This window comes from Alteribacillus persepolensis (assembly GCF_900099605.1).
GTDB lineage: Bacteria > Bacillota > Bacilli > Bacillales > Marinococcaceae > Alteribacillus > Alteribacillus persepolensis.
This window is the reverse complement of the sequence record NZ_FNDK01000020.1, coordinates 34,032-50,281: the sequence shown is the minus strand read 5'-3', so window position 1 is coordinate 50,281 and position 16,250 is coordinate 34,032. Positions and strand designations below refer to the sequence as shown.

The 16,250-nt window shown below is 43.3% G+C and carries 31 protein-coding genes; all 31 read right to left on the bottom strand.

The window, feature by feature from the left end; translation table 11 throughout:
• Positions 1–33: 33 nt before the first annotated feature.
• Positions 34–978, bottom strand: a complete 945-nt coding sequence (locus BLT18_RS13785; protein WP_091275215.1) for a DNA-directed RNA polymerase subunit alpha — start codon at positions 976–978, stop codon at positions 34–36.
• Positions 979–1,165: 187 nt separating this feature from the next.
• The gene (gene rpsK / locus BLT18_RS13780) at positions 1,166–1,558 is read right to left on the bottom strand and encodes a 30S ribosomal protein S11 (protein ID WP_091275214.1); all 393 of its coding nucleotides are present in this window, start codon (positions 1,556–1,558) and stop codon (positions 1,166–1,168) included.
• A gap of 23 nt (positions 1,559–1,581) precedes the next feature.
• On the bottom strand, positions 1,582–1,947 hold the full coding sequence (gene rpsM / locus BLT18_RS13775; RefSeq protein ID WP_091275211.1) for a 30S ribosomal protein S13: 366 nt from the start codon (positions 1,945–1,947) through the stop codon (positions 1,582–1,584).
• A gap of 22 nt (positions 1,948–1,969) precedes the next feature.
• On the bottom strand, positions 1,970–2,083 hold the full coding sequence (rpmJ, locus tag BLT18_RS13770; RefSeq protein ID WP_026702374.1) for a 50S ribosomal protein L36: 114 nt from the start codon (positions 2,081–2,083) through the stop codon (positions 1,970–1,972).
• 81 nt (positions 2,084–2,164) lie between these two features.
• A complete protein-coding gene (gene infA, locus BLT18_RS13765; RefSeq protein ID WP_026702375.1) occupies positions 2,165–2,383 on the bottom strand; it encodes a translation initiation factor IF-1 in 219 nt (72 codons plus the stop codon).
• A gap of 4 nt (positions 2,384–2,387) precedes the next feature.
• Complete coding sequence (locus BLT18_RS13760) at positions 2,388–2,696, bottom strand: KOW domain-containing RNA-binding protein (RefSeq protein ID WP_091275210.1); 309 nt, start codon at positions 2,694–2,696, stop codon at positions 2,388–2,390.
• 19 nt (positions 2,697–2,715) lie between these two features.
• Complete coding sequence (map, locus tag BLT18_RS13755; protein WP_091275208.1) at positions 2,716–3,462, bottom strand: type I methionyl aminopeptidase; 747 nt, start codon at positions 3,460–3,462, stop codon at positions 2,716–2,718.
• The gene (locus BLT18_RS13750) at positions 3,459–4,112 is read right to left on the bottom strand and encodes an adenylate kinase (protein WP_091275206.1); all 654 of its coding nucleotides are present in this window, start codon (positions 4,110–4,112) and stop codon (positions 3,459–3,461) included. Before BLT18_RS13750 ends, map begins: the two co-directional genes overlap by 4 nt.
• 71 nt (positions 4,113–4,183) lie before the next feature.
• A complete protein-coding gene (secY, locus tag BLT18_RS13745) occupies positions 4,184–5,473 on the bottom strand; it encodes a preprotein translocase subunit SecY (RefSeq protein WP_091275203.1) in 1,290 nt (429 codons plus the stop codon).
• Positions 5,473–5,913, bottom strand: coding sequence for a 50S ribosomal protein L15 (gene rplO / locus BLT18_RS13740; protein WP_091275202.1), 441 nt, complete (start codon positions 5,911–5,913; stop codon positions 5,473–5,475). Before rplO ends, secY begins: the two co-directional genes overlap by 1 nt.
• Before the next feature lie 31 nt (positions 5,914–5,944).
• Positions 5,945–6,133: a 50S ribosomal protein L30 gene (gene rpmD / locus BLT18_RS13735; RefSeq protein ID WP_091275199.1), complete on the bottom strand. Its 189-nt coding sequence runs from the start codon at positions 6,131–6,133 to the stop codon at positions 5,945–5,947.
• A 13-nt stretch (positions 6,134–6,146) separates the two neighbouring features.
• Positions 6,147–6,647 carry a 30S ribosomal protein S5 gene (rpsE, locus tag BLT18_RS13730; RefSeq protein ID WP_091275197.1) on the bottom strand — a complete coding sequence of 167 codons (501 nt, stop codon included), beginning with the start codon at positions 6,645–6,647 and terminating at the stop codon, positions 6,147–6,149.
• A 21-nt stretch (positions 6,648–6,668) separates the two neighbouring features.
• Positions 6,669–7,031: a 50S ribosomal protein L18 gene (rplR, locus tag BLT18_RS13725; RefSeq protein WP_091275194.1), complete on the bottom strand. Its 363-nt coding sequence runs from the start codon at positions 7,029–7,031 to the stop codon at positions 6,669–6,671.
• A 35-nt stretch (positions 7,032–7,066) separates the two neighbouring features.
• Positions 7,067–7,603, bottom strand: coding sequence for a 50S ribosomal protein L6 (gene rplF, locus BLT18_RS13720; protein WP_091275192.1), 537 nt, complete (start codon positions 7,601–7,603; stop codon positions 7,067–7,069).
• Between the two features lie 31 nt (positions 7,604–7,634).
• Positions 7,635–8,033, bottom strand: a complete 399-nt coding sequence (gene rpsH / locus BLT18_RS13715) for a 30S ribosomal protein S8 (RefSeq protein WP_091275190.1) — start codon at positions 8,031–8,033, stop codon at positions 7,635–7,637.
• Positions 8,034–8,062: 29 nt separating this feature from the next.
• Positions 8,063–8,248, bottom strand: coding sequence for a 30S ribosomal protein S14 (rpsN, locus tag BLT18_RS13710; protein WP_091275188.1), 186 nt, complete (start codon positions 8,246–8,248; stop codon positions 8,063–8,065).
• Between the two features lie 26 nt (positions 8,249–8,274).
• A complete protein-coding gene (gene rplE, locus BLT18_RS13705) occupies positions 8,275–8,814 on the bottom strand; it encodes a 50S ribosomal protein L5 (protein ID WP_091275183.1) in 540 nt (179 codons plus the stop codon).
• Between the two features lie 31 nt (positions 8,815–8,845).
• Positions 8,846–9,172 (bottom strand): 50S ribosomal protein L24, encoded by a 327-nt coding sequence (rplX, locus tag BLT18_RS13700; protein WP_091275181.1) that lies wholly within the window; start codon positions 9,170–9,172, stop codon positions 8,846–8,848.
• Between the two features lie 47 nt (positions 9,173–9,219).
• Positions 9,220–9,588 (bottom strand): 50S ribosomal protein L14, encoded by a 369-nt coding sequence (gene rplN, locus BLT18_RS13695; protein ID WP_091275179.1) that lies wholly within the window; start codon positions 9,586–9,588, stop codon positions 9,220–9,222.
• A 36-nt stretch (positions 9,589–9,624) separates the two neighbouring features.
• Entirely contained in the window at positions 9,625–9,888 is a 264-nt protein-coding gene (gene rpsQ / locus BLT18_RS13690) for a 30S ribosomal protein S17 (protein WP_091275176.1), read from the bottom strand.
• Between the two features lie 24 nt (positions 9,889–9,912).
• On the bottom strand, positions 9,913–10,116 hold the full coding sequence (gene rpmC, locus BLT18_RS13685) for a 50S ribosomal protein L29 (RefSeq protein ID WP_091275173.1): 204 nt from the start codon (positions 10,114–10,116) through the stop codon (positions 9,913–9,915).
• On the bottom strand, positions 10,106–10,540 hold the full coding sequence (gene rplP / locus BLT18_RS13680; RefSeq protein WP_091275171.1) for a 50S ribosomal protein L16: 435 nt from the start codon (positions 10,538–10,540) through the stop codon (positions 10,106–10,108). The genes rpmC and rplP overlap by 11 nt, the downstream gene beginning before the upstream one ends.
• 2 nt (positions 10,541–10,542) lie before the next feature.
• Positions 10,543–11,202, bottom strand: coding sequence for a 30S ribosomal protein S3 (gene rpsC, locus BLT18_RS13675; RefSeq protein ID WP_091275168.1), 660 nt, complete (start codon positions 11,200–11,202; stop codon positions 10,543–10,545).
• Between the two features lie 3 nt (positions 11,203–11,205).
• A complete protein-coding gene (gene rplV, locus BLT18_RS13670; RefSeq protein ID WP_091275165.1) occupies positions 11,206–11,547 on the bottom strand; it encodes a 50S ribosomal protein L22 in 342 nt (113 codons plus the stop codon).
• A gap of 20 nt (positions 11,548–11,567) precedes the next feature.
• A complete protein-coding gene (gene rpsS / locus BLT18_RS13665; protein WP_091275163.1) occupies positions 11,568–11,846 on the bottom strand; it encodes a 30S ribosomal protein S19 in 279 nt (92 codons plus the stop codon).
• Positions 11,847–11,903: 57 nt separating this feature from the next.
• On the bottom strand, positions 11,904–12,734 hold the full coding sequence (gene rplB, locus BLT18_RS13660) for a 50S ribosomal protein L2 (RefSeq protein ID WP_091275160.1): 831 nt from the start codon (positions 12,732–12,734) through the stop codon (positions 11,904–11,906).
• A gap of 32 nt (positions 12,735–12,766) precedes the next feature.
• A complete protein-coding gene (gene rplW, locus BLT18_RS13655; RefSeq protein WP_091275159.1) occupies positions 12,767–13,057 on the bottom strand; it encodes a 50S ribosomal protein L23 in 291 nt (96 codons plus the stop codon).
• Positions 13,054–13,677 (bottom strand): 50S ribosomal protein L4, encoded by a 624-nt coding sequence (gene rplD / locus BLT18_RS13650; RefSeq protein WP_091275156.1) that lies wholly within the window; start codon positions 13,675–13,677, stop codon positions 13,054–13,056. The genes rplW and rplD overlap by 4 nt, the downstream gene beginning before the upstream one ends.
• A gap of 24 nt (positions 13,678–13,701) precedes the next feature.
• Complete coding sequence (rplC, locus tag BLT18_RS13645) at positions 13,702–14,334, bottom strand: 50S ribosomal protein L3 (protein ID WP_091275155.1); 633 nt, start codon at positions 14,332–14,334, stop codon at positions 13,702–13,704.
• A gap of 45 nt (positions 14,335–14,379) precedes the next feature.
• Complete coding sequence (gene rpsJ / locus BLT18_RS13640) at positions 14,380–14,688, bottom strand: 30S ribosomal protein S10 (RefSeq protein ID WP_091275152.1); 309 nt, start codon at positions 14,686–14,688, stop codon at positions 14,380–14,382.
• 319 nt (positions 14,689–15,007) lie between these two features.
• Positions 15,008–16,198 carry an elongation factor Tu gene (gene tuf / locus BLT18_RS13635; RefSeq protein WP_091275151.1) on the bottom strand — a complete coding sequence of 397 codons (1,191 nt, stop codon included), beginning with the start codon at positions 16,196–16,198 and terminating at the stop codon, positions 15,008–15,010.
• Positions 16,199–16,250 lie beyond the last annotated feature (52 nt).

Here is a 16,250-nt window from a genome sequence, read left to right as displayed (position 1 = left end):
TTTACCAAAACCGTTATTACTTTCTTTGTTGCCTTACTCTTCCTTACGCAAGCCAAGACCTAGTTCGCTCAGCTTCTCTTGAACTTCTTCAAGAGACTTGCGTCCAAGGTTTCGCACTTTCATCATATCTTCTTCCGATTTTTGCGTTAGTTCCTGCACTGTATTAATGCCGGCACGCTTCAAGCAGTTATATGACCGAACAGATAAATCGAGTTCTTCAATCGTCATTTCAAGCACTTTTTCTTTTTGGTCTTCTTCTTTTTCGACCATAATTTCAGCATTTTGTGCTTGATCGGTAAGACCAATGAATATATTTAAGTGTTCGTTCATAATTTTAGCACCCAGCGACACGGCTTCTTCGGGACGAATGCTGCCATCAGTCCATACATCAAGTGTTAACTTATCGTAGTTCGTAATTTGACCAACCCGAGTATTTTCTACTTGATAATTCACACGAGCAACAGGGGTATAAATTGAATCAATAGGAAGAACACCGATAGGGAGATCCTCACTATTATTACCCTCTGCAGGAACATAACCGCGGCCGCGTTGTGCTGTCAAGCGCATATGAAAATTAGCACCATCTGTTAGCGTGGCAATGTGTAAATCCGGATTAAGAATTTCCACGTCGCTATCGTGCGTGATGTCTCTTGCCGTAACAACGCCTTTGCCTTGTGCATCAATTTCAAGCACTTTTTCTTCATCGGAGTAAATTTTCAGGGCAAGCTTTTTTAAATTCAAAACGATCGTAGTGACATCCTCGACAACCCCTTCAATGGTTGAAAATTCATGAAGCACTCCGTCGATTTGAACCGTCGTGACAGCAGCTCCTGGAAGGGAGGATAAAAGGATACGACGCAAGGAATTTCCTAGTGTTGTGCCGTAGCCGCGTTCTAGCGGTTCTACAACAAATTTGCCATACTTGGCATCCTCGCTTACTTCAATCGTTTCGATATTAGGCTTTTCGATTTCGATCATTCTTTACAATACCCTCCTTCAAAACGTCCAAACTCCGGCAGAAGGTTTTCCCCGTCTATCCGGAATTTTGCATTAGGCAGTCCCGATCACGATAACAGCCTTACTCGTCAACAATGCGTAAGGGGATCCGTCCTATGCTTAGCCTTACCCATTATTGACACTTCAGGAAAAACTATACTTCTGCGGGTTAAACTCTGCGACGTTTCGGCGGGCGGCAGCCATTGTGAGGTACCGGAGTTACATCGCGGATAACACTAACGTCAAGCCCTGTAGCTTGTAACGAACGAATAGCTGCTTCACGACCTGCACCTGGACCTTTCACAGCAACTTCAACTGTTTTCAAGCCGTGTTCCATTGCTGCTTTTGTTGCTGTTTCAGCTGCCATTTGTGCTGCAAATGGAGTAGACTTACGAGAGCCTTTAAAACCAAGTGCACCAGCACTTGCCCAAGAAAGCGCATTTCCTTGTGTATCGGTAATTGTTACGATTGTGTTGTTAAATGTAGAGCGGATATGCGCAATACCAGACTCTATATTCTTGCGTTGACGACGTTTGCGTGTGTTTGTCTTTGCTTTTGCCATGGTAACTTACCTCCTTTGCTCAATTATTTTTTCTTGTTTGCTACTGTACGACGAGGTCCTTTTCTTGTACGAGAATTGTTTTTCGTGTGTTGTCCTCGTGCTGGCAGTCCACGACGGTGACGAATACCTCGGTAGCTTCCAATTTCAATCAAACGTTTGATGTTTAAAGATTTTTCACGACGAAGGTCACCTTCTACCGTGTAATTCTCTACCACAGTACGAATTTGTGCTAATTCTTCTTCCGTTAAATCACGAACGCGAGTTTCTTCGCTTACCCCAGCTTCTTTTACGATGTCAAGAGCAAGGGATTTCCCGATACCATACACATACGTAAGGGCAATAGAAATTCGTTTATCACGAGGAATATCAATACCTGCAATACGTGCCATGTGAGCGACACCTCCTTTTTTATTATCCTTGTTTTTGCTTATGCTTTGGGTTTGAACAAATAACCATTACCGTACCTTTACGGCGAATGACTTTGCATTTTTCACAGATAGGTTTGACAGATGGTCTTACCTTCATGTCCATTTACCTCCTTAACTGCGCGGAGTACATGCGAGAGTAAACGTAGTTCGGACTCACTTTAATGTTTCGAATAAAGCATTATTTATAGCGATACGTTATCCGTCCGCGGGACAAATCGTATGGGGAAATTTCCACAGTTACCTTGTCTCCAGGAAGAATTCGAATGAAGTGCATACGAATCTTACCTGATACGTGAGCCAGAATTTTATGCCCGTTTTCAAGCTCCACTCGAAACATGGCGTTTGGAAGCGGCTCAATAACTGTGCCTTCCATTTCGATAACATCATCTTTGGCCATGAATTTACTCTCCTTCCTTCAGTATTTCCGGCTGCTCTCTATAAAAATCTTGCAGAGCATACCGTAATTTTGCATTGGTAACACGTCCGGTTTCTTCCATGCTTCGCTTAACCTCTTTGGAGAGATGCGGATACATTATAACATGGTTTATATTTTTCTTCTTTGCTCGGTCAAACTTTCGTTTGTTCCCATCCGCAATTAATATAAACCGTTCATCGATTATGCCAATAACAACCGCAAAGCTGCCAGCGTCTCTGCCTTTCTTCGTTAAGACAATCTGGCCGACTTCAGGCTGCGATTCAGACTCTTTCATCCAGTCATCACCTTATGCTTCAGGCTTTCGTTAAAATCTCATAGCCCGTACTAGTTATAGCAATCGTATGCTCAAAGTGAGCACAGTTTTTGCCATCCGTTGTGACCACTGTCCAATTATCTGAGAGTGTATGCACATACCTCTCTCCAGCATTAACCATTGGCTCAACAGCTAAGACCATACCCGGTTTTAAACGCGGACCCTTGCCTGGAGGGCCAAAATGTGGAATTTGCGGATCCTCATGCAGCTCCTGTCCTACACCGTGTCCCACATACTCTCTTACAATCGAGAACCCTTTTGGTTCTACATATGATTGTATAGCATGCGAGATGTTTGATAAACGTTCTTTCGGCTTAGCTTCCTTTAATCCAGCATAAAGGGATTGTTCCGTTACCTCTAGCAAACGCTCATCTTCTTCGGAAATATTTCCAACAGGATAGGTCCAGGCAGAATCACCGTGATAACCATTGTACTTGGCCCCGACATCAAGTGATATAATGTCGCCCTCTTTTAAAACCCGGTCGCCCGGAATGCCATGTACCAACTCTTCATTCACTGAAGCACAAACACTGCCAGTAAATCCACCATAGCCTTTAAATGATGGTATAGCCCCGTGCTGACGGATAAAGTTATCCGCAATTGTATCCAGCTCTTTCGTACTGATACCTGGCTCGATGTGCTTTTGCAGTTCTTGATGCGTTAGCGCAACAATTTTACCTGCTTCCCGCATTATATCGAGTTCACGGTCCGTTTTACAAATAATCATGCATGAAGTCCTTTCAGCAGTTCATCAATGTCTTGAAAAACTTTGTTAATATCTTGTCCTCCGTCAATGTTCCGAAGGTAACCTTTTTCTTGATAGAAATCAATTAAAGGCTGCTGCTGCTCAATGTTAACATCTAATCGTTTTCTTACTGTTTCAGGCTTGTCATCGTCACGTTGTACTAGTTCACTACCATCTTCGTCGCAGATTCCTTCAACTTTTGGGGGATTGTATTTCACGTGGTACGTTCTACCTGATGTTGGAGAAACACGACGGCCCGTGAGCCGTTCTTCAAGATCCTCTCTAGGAACATCAATGTTTAAAACGTAATCCAAACTTTTATTAAAAGAAGAAAGAATGTCTTCAAGTGCTTCTGCCTGTGCAACCGTACGCGGAAACCCATCTAAAAGAAAGCCTTTTTCACAATCATCCTTGCCAAGTCTTTCCTTGACAATACCTATTGTGACCTCATCTGGAACCAGTTCACCAGCATCCATGTAGGATTTTGCTTCTTTTCCTAGAGGTGTTTCTTCTTTGATGGCAGCGCGGAACATGTCACCAGTAGAAATATGCGGAATCTCATACTTCTCTACAATTCTTTCGGCTTGTGTGCCTTTACCAGCACCAGGAAGCCCCATTAATATCAAATTCATGATATCTCCTCCATCGCTCCGATTTCAGCCAGGGGCAAGGCGAACGTACTCACCCCTCCCCCTCAATCTATCTATTTGATGAAACCTTTGTAACTACGTTGAATTAACTGGCTTTCAATCTGCTTCATGGTATCAAGTGCAACACCGACGACAATCAGTAAGCCAGTACCGCCAATCTGAATGGTTTGAGGAAGTCCCATTTGTATTGTGAAAAAAACAGGGATGATTGAGACAACAGCAAGGAATAATGCACCAACAAACGTTAAGCGGTACAAAATTCTACGAATATAAGTTTCCGTTGTCTTACCAGGTCGTATTCCGGGAATATACCCGCCCTGTTTTTTCAGATTTTCTGCCATTTGCTCCGGGTTCACTTGCACAAATGTGTAAAAATACGTAAACCCAATAATCAATCCTGCGTAGATAATCATTCCAACAGGCTGCGTGTAATCAAAGTTTTGAATGACCCAGCGTGCTGCAGGATTATCTTCTCCTATAAACCCTGCAATAGTTGGAGGGAATATAAACAGAGATAACGCAAAAATGACCGGAATTACCCCAGCAGAGTTTACTTTTAATGGCAGATGCGTGGACTGTCCACCTGCTGGACTGCGCCCAACCAATCGTTTTGCATATTGAATCGGAACCTTTCTCAGTGCTTGCTGTACATAGATGACCCCGACAATAATAGCTAACACGGCAATTGCCAATATTAATACCGTGACAATGCCCATAAACAATTGATCAGCATCTTGTATCTGAGTAGCATAAATCTGGTTAATTCCGTTCGGTATGCCCGCTGCAATACCTGCAAAGATAAGAATAGATATCCCGTTACCTACTCCATTTGCAGTAATTTGTTCACCAAGCCACATTAAAAATGCAGTACCAGCGGTCATTACCAATGCAATAAAAATGTATTTTGGGATGCTTGGATCAGGAATCAAACCTGGAAAGAGGTTGTTAAATCCGATAGACATCCCTAAGCCTTGAATAAAAGCAAGGACTACAGTGAAATACCGAGTAAATTGTGCTAGCTTCCGGCGTCCTGCTTCCCCTTGTTTAGCCCATTCTGTGAATTTCGGTACAACGTCCATTCTTAAAAGCTGTACAACAATGGAAGCAGTAATGTATGGCATGACGCCCATAGCAAATATGGAAAATTGCGAGAGAGCGCCGCCGCCAAACGTGTTTAAAAAGCCAAAAGCATTCGCTTGATCAGCGAAATTCAATACGTCATTGTTCGATCCGGGAACCGGAATGAAGCTGCCGATTCGAAAAACAACTAACATAGCGAGAGTGAAGAAAATCTTCCTTCTCAAATCACTCACGCGAAAGATATTTGAAATCGCGCGGAACATTAGATCACCTCGGTTTTTCCGCCGGCCGCTTCAATCGCTTTTACCGCAGAAGCAGAGAACTTATCAGCTTTCACGTGAAGCTCTTTTTCCAAGTTCCCATTACCCAGAACTTTTATGCCATCTTTTGATTTACTGATGACACCTTCTTTCAATAGAAGTTCTGGAGTAACTTCTGTCCCTGCATCAAAACGGTTGAGCGTTTCAACATTAACAATCGCAAACTCTTTACGGGTTGGATTTGTGAAACCACGTTTAGGCAGACGCTTGTAGATAGGGTTTTGGCCACCTTCAAAACCTGGACGTACTCCACCGCCGGAACGAGCTTTTTGACCTTTTGTTCCACGTCCAGCTGTTTTTCCATTACCAGTAGCAGCACCACGACCTACACGATTGCGCTCTTTTTTGGAACCTTCTGCAGGTTTTAACTCGTGAAGTTTCATGCTGACACCTCCTTATCGTAGGAATCGTTACTTATGCATCAATTTCTTTTACAGTTAACAGGTGAGACACTTTATTAATCATTCCGCGAACAGCGGGGTTGTCTTCTTTCACTACACTGTGATTAACTTTGTTTAGACCAAGTGTCTTTACAGTTACACGTTGATCTTTCGGACGACCAATGAGACTGCGACTGAGGGTGATTTCAACTTTTTTTGCCATATCGTATCCCTCCTTATCCTAACAATTCTTCAACGCTTTTACCACGTAGTCTGGCAACTTCTTCAGCTGTTTTCAGCTCAGTGAGACCTTGAATGGTAGCGCGAACCATATTAATTGGGTTGTTGGAACCAAGAGACTTGGAGAGGATATCGCTGATACCAGCCAGCTCAAGTACCGCACGTACAGGTCCACCTGCAATAACCCCGGTACCTTCTGCTGCAGGTTTCAGTAACACATTACCTGCACCATAGCGACCTACAATCTCATGAGGAATAGTTGTTCCTACTCTCGGCACTTCAACCATGTTCTTTTTACCGTTCTCAACAGCTTTACGAATAGCTTCTGGCACCTCTAGTGCTTTACCCATGCCAAAACCTACGTGACCATTACGATCACCAACAACAACAAGAGCTGCAAAGCGGAAGCGACGTCCACCCTTTACTACTTTTGCCACACGGTTAATGGCTACAACTCTTTCTTCTACATCAAGTTTGCTAGCATCGATTTGTTGCATTCTTTTCCCTCCTTACTACCTTTAAAATTTTAATCCATTTTCACGAGCTGCATCTGCGAGTGCTTTCACTCTGCCATGATAAACAAAGCCTCCGCGATCAAACACAACAGACTCATACCCTTTTTCAGACGCTCGTTTCGCAACTAGTTCGCCAACTTTTGTAGCTGCTTCCTGATTTCCACCATGTGAAACGTCCACATCTTTTTCTACAGTTGAAGCAGACACAATTGTCTCGCCTTTTGTATCGTCAATTAATTGCGCATAAATATGCTTTGAAGAGCGGAACACATTCAAACGCGGGCGTTCAGAAGTTCCTTTCACTTTCTGACGAATACTTGCATGACGTTTTTTACGCTTTGCGTACTTCGTATTATTAGCGGCCATGAATCGTTCCTCCTTTCCTTAACCGTTACCTGCTATTATTTCCCAGTCTTACCTTCCTTACGGCGTACATATTCGTTTTCGTAACGGATCCCTTTTCCTTTATACGGTTCAGGAGTACGTACAGCACGAATATTGGAAGCTGTTGCACCAACAAGCTCTTTATCAATGCCTTTTACAACAACTTTTGTGTTGGAAGGAACATCAATTTCTACACCGTTCTCTGGTTCGTACTCTACAGGATGAGAATAGCCGACGTTGAGCACAAGTTTGTTTCCGGACTTGGATGCACGGTATCCGACACCAACAAGTTCAAGCCCTTTTTCATACCCTTTTGTTACACCTTCTACCATATTGTTCACAACGCTGCGGGTAGTGCCGTGCAAGGAGCGGTGTTCTTTGTGGTTAGAAGGTCTTTCAAAAGTGATTTCACTTTCACCAATATTTACTTTAATATCCGGATGAAGCTCTCTAGTGAGTTCCCCTTTTGGACCTTTCACTGTAACAGTGTTACCGTCCATTGTTACAGTAACTCCTTCAGGAATTTCAATAGGCTTTACACCAATACGAGACATAACTTTACACCTCCGTTCTCAAAGAAATTTATTACCAAACGTATGCAAGCACTTCGCCGCCAACTTGCTGCTTACGTGCTTCTTTATCAGTCATTACACCTTTTGATGTAGAAATTACTGCAATACCGAGTCCACCAAGTACGCGAGGTAGTTCATCCGCTTTAGCGTATACACGCAAACCTGGCTTACTGATTCGCTTCAAACCAGTAATTACTCGCTCATTATTCGCTCCGTACTTCAAGAAGATACGAAGGATACCTTGTTTATTGTCTTCGATATTTTCTACGTCACGTACAAAGCCTTCGTTTTTTAGGATCTCAGCAACTTCTCTTTTCAAGTTAGAAGCTGGAAGTTCCAATTTTTCGTGACGTACAGTGTTCGCATTGCGAATACGTGTCAGCATATCTGCAATTGGATCTGTCATGACCATATCGTTTTACCTCCTTCCCTATGTCGGGCTTACCAGCTGGCTTTTTTCACGCCTGGAATTTGACCTTTATATGCAAGTTCACGGAAACAAATTCTGCACAACTTAAATTTGCGAATGACGGAATGAGGACGTCCGCAACGTTCGCAACGAGTGTATTCACGTACTTTGAACTTTTGTGGACGCTGCTGTTTGGCGATCATTGATTTTTTTGCCAAGGCCTGTATTCCCTCCTTCAATTATATTATTTTTGAAACGGCATACCGATTTGAGTGAGCAGCTCACGGGCTTCTTCATCGGTTTCTGCAGTAGTAACAATGACAATGTCCATTCCACGAACTTTGTCGACCTTGTCATACTCAATTTCAGGGAAAATCAATTGCTCTTTTATACCTAAAGTGTAGTTTCCACGTCCGTCAAATGCCTTAGTAGAAACGCCACGGAAGTCACGAACACGCGGAAGGGAAACATGAATCAACTTCTCAAGAAAGTCATACATGCGCTCTCCACGAAGAGTTACCTTCGCTCCGATTGGCATTCCTTCACGCAATTTAAAACCAGCAATTGATTTTTTTGCTTTTGTAATTAGTGGCTTTTGACCACTGATTTGTGTAAGCTCTTCAACAGCTTTGTCGAGTGCTTTAGGGTTTTGAACGGCATCACCCACACCCATGTTAATAACAACTTTTTCGATTTTCGGTACTCCCATCACCGAAGAGTAACCGTACTTATTATGCATATGTGGCACAATATCGTTTTTAAATTTCTCTTTAAGAGCGTTCATTAGGTTGACCTCCTTTCATCAACTGAGTGATTTACTTATCAAGGGGCTCGCCAGATTTTTTAGCGATGCGCACTTTCTTTCCGTCTTCAACTTTAAAACCTACTCGGGTAGGTTCACCGGATTTAGGGTCTAGAGGCATAACATTTGAAACGTGAACAGGAGCCTCTTGATTTAGAATGCCGCCTTGTGGGTTCTCTTGGGACGGCTTCGCGTGTTTTTTCACCATGTTAACGCCCTCTACTAAAACACGCTGCTGACTTGGAAAAGCTTGAAGAATTACTCCTTCTTGTCCTTTGTCTTTTCCAGAAATCACTTTTACTTTATCGCCCTTTTTCACGTGGAGTTTAGGTTGAGTCATAATCGCACCTCCTTAAGTCAGGCATGACCGTATTATATTCGATTCCATTAAAGAACCTCTGGAGCTAGGGAAACAATCTTCATATATTGCTCTTCGCGCAATTCTCTAGCAACAGGTCCAAAAATACGAGTACCTCGCGGACTTTTGTCGTCACGTACAACGACAGCTGCGTTTTCATCAAAACGGATGTAAGAGCCATCAGGACGGCGCGCCCCACTTTTAGAACGTACAATTACTGCTCTTACAATCTCGCCTTTCTTAACAACGCCCCCTGGTGTTGCTTGTTTTACAGAGCAAACAATCATATCGCCAATGTTTGCAGACTTGCGGCCGGAACCACCAAGAACTTTAATACATTGTACTTCACGAGCACCAGAGTTGTCGGCAACTTTTAATCGACTTTCTTGTTGGATCATCGTTTCTCGAACCTCCCTTCATCAAAGCACGTTAAATTAAATAATTACTGCTTCTTCTACAATCTCTACTAATCGGAAACGCTTATCCTTAGAAAGCGGCTTAGTTTCCATGATTTTTACAATGTCGCCTTTTTTCGCTTCATTGTTTTCATCATGAGCTTTAAACTTCTTCGAATACTTAACGCGTTTTCCATAGAGGGAATCCATCTTATACGTTTCTACAAGAACCGAAATTGTTTTATCCATTTTGTCGGAAACAACACGGCCGTTGTAAACTTTACGCTGGTTGCGTTCAGCCATTGTCAGCCAAACCTCCTCTCATGTTTATCCTTTATTCATGCCTAGTTCACGTTCACGCAAAACAGTTTTCGCGCGAGCAATATCCTTGCGGACGTTACGAATGCGGGCAGGGTTGTCTAATTGACCGGTTGCAAGCTGGAAGCGCAGATTAAACAGCTCTTCTTTGAGAGACTTTGTTTTTTCTTCTACTTCCGCCGTTGTTAGATCTCTTAATTCCTTAGCTTTCATTTGCCTCACCACCCACTTCTTCGCGTTTAACAAACTTCGTTTTCACAGGCAGTTTGTGCGACGCAAGTCTAAGTGCTTCACGAGCTACTTCTTCAGAAACACCTGCAACTTCAAACATGATTTTCCCTGGCTTCACAACAGCTACCCAGCCTTCAGGAGCACCTTTACCGGAACCCATCCGAACTTCAAGTGGCTTTGCCGTGTAAGGTTTATCAGGAAAGATTTTAATCCATACTTTACCGCCACGTTTCATATAACGAGTCATCGCAATACGTGCGGATTCAATTTGACGATTGGTAATCCACGTTGGTTCCAATGCCTGCAGACCGTATTCACCAAAAGATACGTTGGTTCCGCCTTTTGCACGGCCTTTCATTTTGCCACGATGTTCACGACGATATTTCACGCGTTTTGGCATTAACATAATTATTTTCCTCCTTCCTCGTTGTTTGCACCTTTCGTCGGAAGGACTTCTCCACGATAAATCCAAATCTTCACACCAAGCTTACCGTAAGTAGTGTCTGCTTCTGCAGTGCCGTAATCAATGTCAGCACGCAAAGTGTGGAGTGGAACAGTTCCTTCGCTGTAGCTTTCATTTCGAGCGATATCAGCTCCGCCCAAACGTCCAGATACTTCCGTTCTAATTCCACGAGCTCCTGCTCTCATTGTCCGTTGAATAGACTGTTTCATAGCACGACGGAATGAAATGCGGTTTTCAAGTTGACGAGCAATATTTTCAGCAACCAACCTTGCATCCAAATCTGCTTGCTTTACTTCCGCAATGTTGATGTGAACTCTTTTTCCTGTTAGGTCATTAAGGGCTTTGCGTAAAGCTTCAACTTCAGAACCGCCTTTACCGATAACCATTCCAGGTTTCGCTGTGTGAATAGTGATATTTACGCGTTTAGCCGCACGTTCAATCTCTACAGTAGACACAGAAGCATCTTTCAGTCGGTTTTCAAGATATTCACGGATTTTCACATCTTCATGTAGCAAATCTGCATAATTCTTTTCAGCATACCACTTAGAATCCCAATCACGGATGACACCGATTCTAAGTCCTACTGGATTAACTTTTTGACCCACGCATTATCCCTCCTTCTTTTCTTTTACCACGACAGTAATGTGGCTTGTGCGCTTGTTAATACGTGTTGCTCGACCCATTGCACGAGGACGGAAACGCTTCAAGGTAATCCCTTCATCAACATAAGCTTCGCTGATATAGAGATCCTCAGGCTCCATCTCATAATTGTGCTCCGCATTTGCAACAGCGGAATTGATTACTTTTTCAATGATTGGTGAAGCAGCTTTTTGTGTGTTTTTCAAAATGCCAATTGCTTCGCCAACTTCTTTGCCCCGTATAAGATCAATGACTAACCGTGCTTTACGAGGGGCAATGCGGATTTGTTTAGCAACTGCTTTAGCTTGCATGTAGAGAACCTCCCCTCTGTTTACCGTTTGGTTTTCTTGTCGTCATTTTTATGGCCTTTAAACGTTCTTGTTGGAGCAAATTCACCAAGCTTGTGGCCAACCATGTCTTCAGAAACGTATACAGGTACATGTTTGCGTCCATCGTATACAGCAATTGTATGCCCTACAAATTGAGGGAAAATCGTTGAACGACGTGACCATGTTTTAATAACTTGTTTATCATTTTTTTCATTTAGGCTTTCCACTTTTTTCATCAAGTGGTCATCGACAAAAGGTCCTTTTTTTAAGCTGCGACCCATGAGGAAACCTCCTTTCGCGATTGCTCTGCGATTCGTAAGAACCGCAGTTCAATCCCGTTATTTTTTACGACGGCGAACGATATACTTATCGCTGTCTTTGTTTTTCTTACGAGTTTTATAACCAACAGTAGGCATACCCCAAGGTGATACCGGTGATTTTCTTCCAATTGGAGCACGGCCTTCACCACCACCATGCGGGTGATCGCTTGGGTTCATGGCAGAACCACGTACTACTGGACGCTTGCCAAGCCAGCGTGAACGACCAGCTTTACCAACGTTCACTAGTTCATGTTCGATGTTGCCTACTTGACCTACTGTAGCGCGGCACGTAGCAAGGATCAAACGTGTTTCACCGGAACGCAAACGTACAAGTACGTATTTACCTTCTTTCCCTAATACTTGTGCTTCTGCACCAGCAGAACGAACTAACTGAGCTCCGCGTCCTGGTTTAAGCTCAATATTATGAATAACTGTACCTACAGGAATGTTGGCTAATGGTAATGCATTACCAGTTTTAATATCAGCGCCTTCTCCTGATTCAATTTCTTGACCGACTTTCAGCCCTTTAGGCGCCAAAATGTAACGTTTTTCACCATCGTTATAATGAACAAGTGCGATGTTAGCAGAACGGTTTGGGTCGTATTCAATTGTTGCTACTCGACCTGGTACACCGTCTTTATCACGTTTAAAGTCAATAACACGGTAGTGACGTTTGTGTCCGCCGCCTTGGTGACGCACGGTGATACGCCCTTGATTGTTACGACCCGCTTTTTTATGAAGCGGTTCAAGCAATGTCTTCTCAGGTTGGTCAGTCGTCACTTCTGTTTGCAAGTTCACAGACATGTGACGGCGCCCATTTGATGTTGCTTTATACTTTTTAATAGGCATAGTCGTTTCCCTCCTTCACTCGTTGGTTTGGTTTACACGCCTTCAAAAAACTCAATTTCTTGACTGTCTTCTGTTAACGTAACAACAGCTTTTTTACGATTTGGCTTATACCCAGTGTAACGGCCAAAACGGCGGAATTTACCTTTTTGGTTGAGTGTGTTGACTTTATCAACTGTCACATCAAAAATTTCTTCCACAGCCTTTTTAATTTGTGTTTTATTCGCTTTAACGTCCACTTCAAACGTATATTTTTTCTCTTCCATCAAGTCAGCAGAACGTTCAGTGATGACGGGGCGCTTAATTACATCGCGTGCTTCCATTATGCGAGCACCTCCTCTACCTTCTTCACTGCCTCTTGCGTGATCACTAACTTGTCATGTTTTAACAGCTCTAAAACATTCACGCCATCAACAGTTGCGAAGGTCACTCCAGGAATATTACGTGCTGAAAGAGCTACTTGTTCGTTGTAATCAGCAGTAACGACAAGTGCTTTTTCATCTACGGACAGGTTAGACAAGATGCTTACCATCTCTTTTGTCTTCGGTGCATCCAATTCAAGGTTATCCAAAACAACAATCGCATCTTCTTTCACCTTTGTAGAAAATGCAGATTTCACTGCCAAACGACGCACTTTCTTTGGCAATTTATAGCTGTATTGGCGAGGAGTAGGTCCGAATACAATTCCTCCCCCTACCCATTGTGGAGAACGAATAGAACCTTGACGTGCACGTCCAGTACCTTTCTGGCGCCATGGTTTGCGGCCGCCTCCTCTACGTTCAGAGCGGTTCTTCACTTTGTGTGTGCCTTGACGCACTGATGCTTGCTGCATAACCACGGCATCATGAAGAACATTTTCATTTGGTTCAATACCAAACACAGAATCGGCCAATTCAATGTCGCCGACCTTTGAACCAGTTTGGTTTAACAATGCTACTTTAGGCATGATGGAGCCTCCTTTCTTCAATCATTATTGCGCTGCTTTCACAGCTGATCTAACCGTTACATAACTTTTCTTTGCTCCGGGAACATTACCTTTAACGAGCAACAAATTACGCTCAGTATCCACTTTTACGATTTCAAGGTTTTGAACAGTTACCGTTTTTCCGCCCATACGTCCTGGAAGTTTCTTTCCTTTCAGAACGTGGTTTGGGTCAATCGGTCCCATTGTACCAGGACGACGATGGTAACGAGAACCGTGTGTCATCGGTCCGCGGGCTTGGTTATGGCGCTTAATGGCACCTTGGAAACCTTTCCCCTTTGATGTCCCTGTGACATCCACGATATCTCCATCAGAAAAAGTATCTACTTTGACTTCCTGACCAACTTCGTAATCTCCGCTGTCAATGTCGCAGATTTCACGGACGTAGCGCTTGGGAGCGGCATTTGCTTTTTCCGCATGTCCTTTTTCAGGCTTGTTAGCACTTTTTTCTTTTTTGTCAATGAAACCAAGTTGAATTGCTTCATAACCATCTGATTCAGATGTCTTTGTTTGAAGCACTACATTTGGCTCGGCTTCAATGACTGTGACCGGAAGAAGTTCACCGTTTTCGTTGAACAACTGGGTCATGCCAATTTTTCTGCCCAAGATTCCTTTGGTCATCAGTCACACCTCCTAATATAATTTAACGTGTATTTTTATAGTCATTTATAGTTTAATTTCAATGTCAACGCCAGATGGCAGATCTAAACGCATAAGAGCATCAACCGTTTGTGGGGTTGGACTAACGATATCAATCAAACGTTTATGTGTGCGCATTTCGAACTGCTCACGAGCATCTTTGTACTTATGAGTCGCACGCAGTACTGTGTATACAGACTTTTCCGTTGGAAGCGGAATGGGTCCTGACACACCCGCACCAGAGCGTTTTGCTGTGTCTACAATCTTTTCTGCAGATTGATCAAGTACACGGTGGTCATAAGCTTTTAAACGAATGCGAATCTTTTCTTTTGCCATTATGAGCCCTCCTTTTCGCCCGATTTTTACAGACATACTCCGTGAAAATTTTCCGATCACCATGCCATGGCAAAGGGTCCTGGTGTATCGGCAACCTTTCACATCATCGCCTGTGTCGCCACGTATATCCTGCTACAAAGCACAATCCGTGGTCACACTTTATCTATTATAATGATTATCTCCTGCAAATGCAAGAAGTTTTTAAAATTCCTGGTGATTACCAAACATTTCTTATTCAAGAGCCTCATATAATGAAAAAGCCCTGTCACTTGGACAGGACTTCATTGTAAATAATCGGTATGCTTTTGTAAAGATACGATTATTCTTGGATTGTAGAAACAACACCAGCACCAACAGTACGTCCGCCTTCACGGATAGAAAACTTCGTACCGTCTTCGATAGCGATTGGTGCAATCAATTCAACTGTCATTTCAACGTTGTCTCCAGGCATAACCATTTCTACACCGTCTGGAAGTTGAATTACGCCAGTAACGTCTGTTGTACGGAAGTAGAATTGTGGACGATAGTTAGAGAAGAATGGAGTGTGACGTCCACCTTCATCTTTAGAAAGAACGTATACTTCCGCTTTAAACTTTGTATGTGGAGTAATGCTTCCTGGCTTAGCAAGAACTTGGCCACGCTTGATGTCTTCGCGGTCAACACCACGTAGAAGCGCACCAATGTTGTCCCCTGCTTCTGCATAGTCAAGAAGCTTACGGAACATTTCTACACCAGTAACAGTTGTTTTCTTAGCGTCTTCATCGATACCGATGATTTCTACTTCATCACCAACGTTGAGCATTCCGCGTTCTACACGACCAGTTGCAACTGTACCGCGTCCAGTGATGGAGAACACGTCCTCAACTGGCATCATGAATGGCTTGTCTTTGTCACGGTCTGGTGTTGGGATGTAATTATCTACTTCTTGCATGAGATCGAGAATTGCTTGTTCATGCTCCTCGTCTCCTTCGATTGCTTTCAAAGCAGACCCTTTAACGATAGGTACTTCGTCACCAGGGAAGTCATATTCAGAAAGAAGGTCGCGAACTTCCATTTCTACAAGCTCTAGAAGCTCTTCGTCGTCAACCATATCAGTTTTGTTCAAGAATACAACGATGGACGGTACACCAACTTGACGGGAAAGCAAGATGTGCTCACGAGTTTGTGGCATTGGGCCGTCAGCTGCGGATACAACAAGAATCGCTCCGTCCATTTGTGCTGCACCAGTGATCATGTTCTTTACATAGTCAGCGTGTCCTGGGCAGTCAACGTGTGCATAGTGACGAGTATCAGTTTCATACTCTACGTGTGCAGTAGAGATTGTAATACCACGTTCACGCTCTTCCGGTGCACCGTCAATGGAATCATATGCCATTGCTTCACCTGTACCGGATTGTTTATGAAGAACTGTGGTGATAGCAGCAGTCAATGTAGTTTTACCATGGTCAACGTGGCCGATAGTACCAATGTTGGCATGCGTTTTGGAACGATCAAACTTTTCTTTAGCCATTATTCATTTCCTCCCTTAATACAGGTAAATTATATAGAAGCCAGAAAGGTGT

Coding starts and splice junctions, on each gene's coding strand:
- BLT18_RS13785 (WP_091275215.1), bottom strand. CDS start 978: ATGATCGAAATCGAAAAGCCTAATATCGAAACGATTGAAGTAAGCGAG.
- rpsK (WP_091275214.1), bottom strand. CDS start 1,558: ATGGCAAAAGCAAAGACAAACACACGCAAACGTCGTCAACGCAAGAAT.
- rpsM (WP_091275211.1), bottom strand. CDS start 1,947: ATGGCACGTATTGCAGGTATTGATATTCCTCGTGATAAACGAATTTCT.
- rpmJ (WP_026702374.1), bottom strand. CDS start 2,083: ATGAAGGTAAGACCATCTGTCAAACCTATCTGTGAAAAATGCAAAGTC.
- infA (WP_026702375.1), bottom strand. CDS start 2,383: ATGGCCAAAGATGATGTTATCGAAATGGAAGGCACAGTTATTGAGCCG.
- BLT18_RS13760 (WP_091275210.1), bottom strand. CDS start 2,696: ATGAAAGAGTCTGAATCGCAGCCTGAAGTCGGCCAGATTGTCTTAACG.
- map (WP_091275208.1), bottom strand. CDS start 3,462: ATGATTATTTGTAAAACGGACCGTGAACTCGATATAATGCGGGAAGCA.
- BLT18_RS13750 (WP_091275206.1), bottom strand. CDS start 4,112: ATGAATTTGATATTAATGGGGCTTCCTGGTGCTGGTAAAGGCACACAA.
- secY (WP_091275203.1), bottom strand. CDS start 5,473: ATGTTCCGCGCGATTTCAAATATCTTTCGCGTGAGTGATTTGAGAAGG.
- rplO (WP_091275202.1), bottom strand. CDS start 5,913: ATGAAACTTCACGAGTTAAAACCTGCAGAAGGTTCCAAAAAAGAGCGC.
- rpmD (WP_091275199.1), bottom strand. CDS start 6,133: ATGGCAAAAAAAGTTGAAATCACCCTCAGTCGCAGTCTCATTGGTCGT.
- rpsE (WP_091275197.1), bottom strand. CDS start 6,647: ATGCAACAAATCGATGCTAGCAAACTTGATGTAGAAGAAAGAGTTGTA.
- rplR (WP_091275194.1), bottom strand. CDS start 7,031: ATGGCCGCTAATAATACGAAGTACGCAAAGCGTAAAAAACGTCATGCA.
- rplF (WP_091275192.1), bottom strand. CDS start 7,603: ATGTCTCGTATTGGTGTAAAGCCTATTGAAATTCCTGAAGGAGTTACT.
- rpsH (WP_091275190.1), bottom strand. CDS start 8,033: ATGGTCATGACAGATCCAATTGCAGATATGCTGACACGTATTCGCAAT.
- rplE (WP_091275183.1), bottom strand. CDS start 8,814: ATGAACGCTCTTAAAGAGAAATTTAAAAACGATATTGTGCCACATATG.
- rplX (WP_091275181.1), bottom strand. CDS start 9,172: ATGACTCAACCTAAACTCCACGTGAAAAAGGGCGATAAAGTAAAAGTG.
- rplN (WP_091275179.1), bottom strand. CDS start 9,588: ATGATCCAACAAGAAAGTCGATTAAAAGTTGCCGACAACTCTGGTGCT.
- rpsQ (WP_091275176.1), bottom strand. CDS start 9,888: ATGGCTGAACGCAACCAGCGTAAAGTTTACAACGGCCGTGTTGTTTCC.
- rpmC (WP_091275173.1), bottom strand. CDS start 10,116: ATGAAAGCTAAGGAATTAAGAGATCTAACAACGGCGGAAGTAGAAGAA.
- rplP (WP_091275171.1), bottom strand. CDS start 10,540: ATGTTAATGCCAAAACGCGTGAAATATCGTCGTGAACATCGTGGCAAA.
- rplV (WP_091275165.1), bottom strand. CDS start 11,547: ATGCAAGCTAAAGCAGTTGCTAAACAAATCCGCATTGCCCCTCGTAAA.
- rpsS (WP_091275163.1), bottom strand. CDS start 11,846: ATGGGTCGCAGCTTAAAAAAAGGACCTTTTGTCGATGACCACTTGATG.
- rplB (WP_091275160.1), bottom strand. CDS start 12,734: ATGCCTATTAAAAAGTATAAAGCAACATCAAATGGGCGCCGTCACATG.
- rplD (WP_091275156.1), bottom strand. CDS start 13,677: ATGCCTAAAGTAGCATTGTTAAACCAAACTGGTTCAAAGGTCGGCGAC.
- rplC (WP_091275155.1), bottom strand. CDS start 14,334: ATGACCAAAGGAATCTTGGGCAGAAAAATTGGCATGACCCAGTTGTTC.
- rpsJ (WP_091275152.1), bottom strand. CDS start 14,688: ATGGCAAAAGAAAAGATTCGCATTCGTTTAAAAGCTTATGACCACCGT.
- tuf (WP_091275151.1), bottom strand. CDS start 16,198: ATGGCTAAAGAAAAGTTTGATCGTTCCAAAACGCATGCCAACATTGGT.